Genomic DNA, 6,566 nt, shown 5'->3' with positions numbered 1-6,566 from the left:
AGTTAAGTTTAAATCTTGTACTGCTCAAAAAACTAATAATTGACGTTTACTTCATGTTTTGTTTAGTTTTCAAAGTTCACTTTGTCGCGTCATTTGCGACTTTTTCATATTAACATCTCTTCAACAGCGAGTCAATATTTTTTTTATTTTTTATTACTTCATTTCGATTTTTGTCGAACCATCTTGGCGACGTATATAAATATAACATTCCATTTAGATTATGACAAGCCCTTTTTTTTATTTTTTTTATAAACGATAAAAAAATTTATATATAGTACGAAGGAAGTGTAATACGCAATGTCGAATTAGCCATAAACTATATAGAAAAGGGGTTTAGAAAATGGATCTACAACCAGATATCCTCATAAAATTACTAGTATCAGCAATGTTAGGTTCTGTTATCGGTTTAGAAAGAGAGTTAAAAAGAAAACCTCTTGGATTAAAGACATGCCTTGTTATTTCAATAATGAGTTGCCTATTAACAATTGTTTCTATTAGTTCTGCTTTTTCATTTCATGGAAGTGATTATTTAAATATAACCATGGATCCGTTACGTTTACCAGCTCAAATAGTATCAGGAATCGGTTTCGTTGGAGCTGGTGTAATTCTCCGAAGAGGTAATGATACAATAGCTGGATTAACAACAGCTGCTATGATTTGGGGCGCATCGGGTATCGGAATAATTGTTGGGGCTGGCTTTTACGCCGAGGCTTTAGCAGGCGTAGGCTTATTAATAATAAGTGTAGAATTAATTCCTTACTTAATTAACAAGCTTGGTCCTAAAAGATTAAAAGAAAGAGATATAAGTTTAAAGCTAACAGTAATAGGAAGCGAAAATATAAATATTGTCATTGATCAAATTACAGCTCAGGATATTACAGTTAAGAACATTAAAATAAAAGGATTAAATAATGATGAACATTATGTCCAAATGAAATTATTAGTGTTTAATAAACGAAGAACGACAGAAATTTATTATGATATTGAACAAATAGAAAACATCCGTGGAATTGAAATAGAAAGTATATAGTAGTGATAAGTTATTGCTTATTGGTAAAAATAAGTGTTACGAAATTGCGATGGAGGTATTAGCTTGAAAGTATTTCGTAACCAGCCTATCTATTTTAAATCCTATACACTATTAAAAATTACTTTAATTTTATTATCGTTGATTGCTATTTTTGGATCAATCATCCATTTCGCTGAGCCATTTACTTTTCCAACTGTTTGGGACGGTATGTGGTGGTCAATAGTAACTACATTTACAGTAGGTTACGGTGATTATGTACCTCTATCTCCAGTTGGACGTTTTTTTGCAGTTATATTAATTTTACTTGGTACTGGGTTTGGTTCTTATTATATGATTTCATTCACAGCACAAACATTTAGGAACCAGGACGCGGATTTTAGAGGTGCTCTTACATTTACGAAAAGGAACCATATTATAATAGTAGGTTGGAATGAACGAGTTAAAAATGTTATTAAACAACTACGTGCATCTTCAAACCAGGTCTATATTGTATTAATTGATGAAAGTTTAGAGTTATTACCTCCTGATTTAGAAAAAGTGCACTTTGTAAAAGGCTCTGCCTCCAATGACTCGGTTTTAGAAAGAGCAAATATTAAATTTGCCAATACAATCTTAATTACGGCAGATCAAAATAAAAATGAGCAAGATGCTGATATGCAAACAATTTTAACAATCATCGCTACGAAAGGTCTCAACCAATCAATAAACTGTATCGCAGAAATCTTAACCAAAAATCAAGTTATTAACGCAAATCGAGCTGGCGCCAATGAAATAATTGAAGCGCATTTGTTAACTTCCTTTGTAATGTCAGGTTCGATTATGCATAGAGGATATTCAGATGTTGTACTTAAGTTAACAAATCAATTAGAAAACTTTACAGTAAAAATATTGGAAGTTGAACAAAAAATGATTGGAAAATTTTATTTCGATATTGTAGTTGAAGAATTAAACAACGATAAAATGATTATTGGAATCATTCGCGATAAACAAACAATCATCAGACCAGATAAAAGTATTAAAATTGCAAAAGATGATTTTCTTATCTTACTTACTTAACAATTGCTATCAAAAAAGAGCCAATCCAAGAGATTTGGCTCTTTTTTTTATAAAAGTTCGTCCTCAATTCTCTTAAGAATTTCAAACCCTTTTATTTGATATTTTCTAGGAACTTTTCCATCTTTTTCAATTGGTTCTTGGAACTGGTTTAATGATCCAGTTAAATTCCCCTCTAAACCAACATTATCATCTAGCCCCTCATTATAAATATGAGTTAATAAAAAGGGAGTATCAAATTGGATAACTGCTCCATTCATATCTAACGAACCTGAAGTAACATTAAAGGGTAATCTTAAATATTGATACCCGTCATCATCCTGCATTAATAAATCAAAACTCCCATGATCATATTCCCAATTTGCTCCAATTACAAATCCATGATTTTTTAATTTCCCCTCAATGTCATTAAGCGGAAATATTGCATTCTCTAATTTTGATTTTAAAGGATACATGCTTTTCTCCTCCTTTTTCAATAGTATTTTCTTATTAAGTAAAAACATGAATATTAATTTGTAATTTCAATAAAAAAACCGCTGTTAAAGTAAATTTAACAACGGTCCTTTTGTCTTTATATTATTTTAAGCGTTCTTCTAATTGCATTTTTAGTTCTTCAAATCCTGGTTTACCTAATAATGCAAACATGTTTTTCTTGTATGCTTCAACACCTGGTTGATCAAACGGATTTACACCAAGTAAATATCCACTCATCGCACAAGCTAGTTCAAAGAAGTATACTGTATAACCGAAAGTATACTCATCTAATTTTGGTAATGAAACAATTAGATTTGGTACCCCACCGTCAGCATGAGCTAATATTGTACCTTCAAAAGCTTTTTTATTAACAAAATCTACAGTTTTACCAGCAAGATAATTTAATCCGTCAGAGTCGTTATCCTCAAGTTCAATCGTTAATTCATGGCGAGGATTTTCAACAGATAAAACTGTTTCAAATAAATCACGTCGACCTTCTTGTACATATTGTCCAAGAGAATGTAAATCTGTTGAGAAGTTTGCTGAAGATGGATAGATACCTTTTTGGTCTTTCCCTTCACTCTCTCCAAATAATTGCTTCCACCATTCTCCAAAATATTGTAATGATGGTTCGTAGTTAACAAGCATCTCTATTGTTTTACCTTTGTTATATAAAACATTTCGAACAACTGCATATTGATAAGCTTGATTATCTTCTAATTCTGAAGAGTTGTATTCTTTATATGCATCTTGTGCACCCTTCATCATTTGTTCAATATCAATACCCGCTGCAGCAATGGGTAATAAACCTACTGCAGTTAATACTGAATAACGTCCACCAACATCGTCAGGAATAACAAATGTTTCATATCCCTTTTCGTCAGCAACAGTTTTTAATGCCCCTCGTGCTTTATCAGTTGTAGCATAAATACGGTGTTTAGCTTGTTCAACACCATATTTTTCTTCTAACAGCTTTCTAAAAATACGGAATGCAATAGCTGGTTCAGTAGTTGTCCCAGATTTTGAGATAACATTAATAGAAAAATCCTTATCTTTTAAAACTTGAGTTAAATCGTGCATATATGTAGAACTAATATTATTTCCTACGAAGAAAACTTGAGGTGCTTTTCTTTCCTCTTTAGAAGCAATATTAAAAAAAGAGTGTTGTAACATTTCAATTGCAGCGCGAGCACCCAAATAAGATCCACCGATACCAATTACTAAAAGAACGTCTGAATCTGATTTAATTTTCTCTGCTGCTTTTTGAATTCGAGAAAATTCTTCTTTGTCATAGTCATTAGGTAACTCTACCCACCCTAGAAAGTCGCTACCTGCACCTGTTTTTTCATGAATTGTATGGTGAAATAATTTCACTGCATCCCTTAAATATGATATTTCATGATCTTGAAAAAACATTTTTGCTTTTGAATAGTCAAATTTAATATGAGAAGTCATACATCAAACCTCCTTAAATAGTTGTAATACCTTTACAATGTACCTAATTAAATAATTGAAAGCAAGTAAATGCAATTATATTTATGTGAAAAAATTAACAAAAAATGAAAAGACATTTCTTCTTATAATTATTTTTTAGTACATAAACAAAAACAAATGAGGAAAGCTATGTTAGAAGGTCATAAAAAGGAGGTTAACCTATATGAGTACATTACAACGTATTGCACTTATTTTTACAATTATTGGGGCTATAAACTGGGGTTTAATTGGATTTTTTCAATTTGATTTAGTTGCAGCAATTTTTGGTGGTGCAGATTCTGCTTTTGCTCGAATTATTTATGGTATCGTTGGTATTTCAGGATTAATTAACCTTGGCTTATTATTTAAACCTTCAGAAGAGCTAGGAACACATCCTGAAACAAATGAAGTTAGATAAATCTCAGACGAAATTAGTCTCTTTTTATCTATACTTTTCTAAGATTTAAAAAGGAAGGGTAAATCCCCTTCCTTTTTAATTCGTCATATTTTCTTTCTTCATCTCAACGCGAAGCCATTCATTTAATTTTTTATGCAGGGTGCTAAATCCATCTGGTTTAAGTTCTCTTAATAGTCTAGCTGCATGTTTTAAGTTCTCGTCACCATTAAATCCTTGATCGATACTTGCTCCTTTTAAAGACAAACTTATTTTTCCTGTCATCTCATCAATAGACAGTACACGTACATTTACTAATTGCCCAACAGAAATATAGTCTCGAATATCACGAACATATCCATTAATAATTTCGGAAATATGTACTAGTCCTTGTGTTTGGTGATCAAGTGAAATAAAGGCACCATACGTTTGAATCCCTGTTACTTTACCAGTGTAAACTTTTCCAATATTGTAGTTTTGTGCCATTCAAAACACTCCTAATTTTCGTTCAATTCCACTAAATAAATTTTAGCACACACAGACCAACTTTTAAAGTTTGCTTACTACTCATAAATGGCACTTCTTTTCTAAAATCCCTTTACTTATTATAGTCACTTTAAAGGTTGGGCTATTTCAATTATTTTAAATAAATACTTTGTCTCTATTAGAATTGACGAAAAACTTATAATTTAAAAGTATTTTAGCGATTTGCATATCATATGGTGACATACAGAGCATTACTTAGATAAAGAATGTATTCCTTCCGTTTGGACATAATAATCCAAAACTTAAAGGAGAGTTTGGATGATGAATCATTCTGGAACAATGCAGTCAACATATAAGGTTTCTGGACTTGATGTTTATTATGAACTTTACGGATACCATAATAGCAATAAGCAAGATTCAAAAGTATTTGTATTAATTCACGGTTTTTTATCATCTTGCTTCAGTTTCCGAAGACTAATCCCTTTTATCTCAAAAGATCATGTTGTTGTCGTAATTGACCTACCCCCGTTTGGTAAAAGTGGAAAACAGTTAAATTTTAAATATTCGTATGATAACTTTGCAAATGTCGTTATCTCTCTTGTAAATCATTTAAGTTTACAAAACATTTATTTAGTCGGACATTCTATGGGTGGGCAAATTGCTTTATATGTAACAAAAAAAGAACCGGAGCTTGTTAAAAAAGTGATTTTATTATGTAGTTCTGGTTATTTAGGAAGGGCAAATCCACATTTAATCATTTCATCATATTTTCCTTTTTTCTATCTATATATTAAAAGGCATTTAGCTAAACAAGGTATTATGAATTCACTAATTTCAGTTGTTCATGATCAGAAGTTAATCGATGATGAGATGATAAACGGATACAAGGAGCCTTTTTTACAAGATGAAATTTTTAGAGCATTAACAAAGATGATTCGTGATCGAGAAGGGGATTTAAGTCCTGAAGATTTACAAAATATATCTGTACCTACTCTATTAATTTGGGGTGAAAAAGATAAAGTAGTTCCATTAGAAGTAGGCGAAAGATTGCATCGTGATTTAAGGTACTCAACTTTATATACTTATCCAGAAGCAGGACACTTAATTCCTGAAGAAATTCCTGAACATATTTATGAACGTATTTCAAATTTTGTATAAGAAAAAGAGTCCAGGTTCGAGGACTCTTTTTCACATTTATTATATATCAAATATCGGCAAAGTAATAATAACCTTCAAGCCTTTACCATCTATATTCATAAATTTTATCTTACCATTGTGTTGGTCAATAATATGCTTTACGATGGCAAGTCCTAATCCAGTTCCACCTTCGTTTCTAGATCTTGCTTTATCGACTCGATAAAATCTTTCTCCTAAATGAGGAATCTCTTCAGACGGAATTCCCTTTCCTTCGTCTAATATTTCCAACGTGACTTGTTTATCTTGAAATAGTGTAATATAAATCGTTTTACCTGAAGGTGTGTAACGAATTGAGTTATCAAGTAAATTGTGGATTACCTGTTGAAAACGATCTGGATCAACATTTGCGATAATCGTCTCATCTAAGTTCTTTTGAATTTTAATATTACGTTTAATAAGGATCTGAGAATATGTTTCGATTGCATCTTCAATTAACTGAGCAATTACGTTAGGTTCTTG

At 31.4% G+C, this 6,566-nt stretch carries 8 protein-coding genes; 4 read left to right on the top strand and 4 right to left on the bottom strand.

All coding sequences use genetic code 11. From position 1 onward, the window contains the following. Positions 1–340: 340 nt before the first annotated feature. A complete protein-coding gene (locus CN514_RS18630) occupies positions 341–1,030 on the top strand; it encodes an MgtC/SapB family protein (RefSeq protein WP_098233889.1) in 690 nt (229 codons plus the stop codon). A gap of 63 nt (positions 1,031–1,093) precedes the next feature. Further along, positions 1,094–2,086, top strand: a complete 993-nt coding sequence (locus CN514_RS18625) for a potassium channel family protein (RefSeq protein WP_176525965.1) — start codon at positions 1,094–1,096, stop codon at positions 2,084–2,086. A gap of 47 nt (positions 2,087–2,133) precedes the next feature. Here CN514_RS18625 and CN514_RS18620 read toward each other — a convergent pair whose 3' ends face one another. Continuing rightward, positions 2,134–2,538 (bottom strand): YugN family protein, encoded by a 405-nt coding sequence (locus tag CN514_RS18620; protein ID WP_098233887.1) that lies wholly within the window; start codon positions 2,536–2,538, stop codon positions 2,134–2,136. A 121-nt stretch (positions 2,539–2,659) separates the two neighbouring features. Beyond that, the gene (locus tag CN514_RS18615) at positions 2,660–4,012 is read right to left on the bottom strand and encodes a glucose-6-phosphate isomerase (protein ID WP_098233886.1); all 1,353 of its coding nucleotides are present in this window, start codon (positions 4,010–4,012) and stop codon (positions 2,660–2,662) included. Positions 4,013–4,214: 202 nt separating this feature from the next. On the opposite strand from CN514_RS18615, the gene CN514_RS18610 reads away from it, so the two are divergent. Continuing rightward, positions 4,215–4,448 (top strand): DUF378 domain-containing protein, encoded by a 234-nt coding sequence (locus CN514_RS18610; protein WP_056468643.1) that lies wholly within the window; start codon positions 4,215–4,217, stop codon positions 4,446–4,448. A gap of 75 nt (positions 4,449–4,523) precedes the next feature. On the opposite strand, the gene CN514_RS18605 is transcribed toward CN514_RS18610, so the two are convergent. Further along, complete coding sequence (locus CN514_RS18605; RefSeq protein WP_056468646.1) at positions 4,524–4,910, bottom strand: CvfD/Ygs/GSP13 family RNA-binding post-transcriptional regulator; 387 nt, start codon at positions 4,908–4,910, stop codon at positions 4,524–4,526. Positions 4,911–5,231: 321 nt separating this feature from the next. Here CN514_RS18605 and CN514_RS18600 point away from each other — a divergent pair, with 321 nt between their 5' ends. Then, positions 5,232–6,068, top strand: coding sequence for an alpha/beta fold hydrolase (locus CN514_RS18600; RefSeq protein WP_435817639.1), 837 nt, complete (start codon positions 5,232–5,234; stop codon positions 6,066–6,068). Between the two features lie 39 nt (positions 6,069–6,107). On the opposite strand, the gene CN514_RS18595 is transcribed toward CN514_RS18600, so the two are convergent. After that, a partial coding sequence (locus CN514_RS18595; protein ID WP_141529419.1) for a sensor histidine kinase occupies positions 6,108–6,566 on the bottom strand: 459 nt, incomplete at its 5' end.

The organism is Bacillus sp. AFS001701, assembly GCF_002559405.1.
Classification (GTDB): domain Bacteria; phylum Bacillota; class Bacilli; order Bacillales; family Bacillaceae_G; genus Gottfriedia.
Note: the sequence above shows the minus strand (reverse complement) of the source record. Positions and strands in the feature narration are given on the sequence as shown.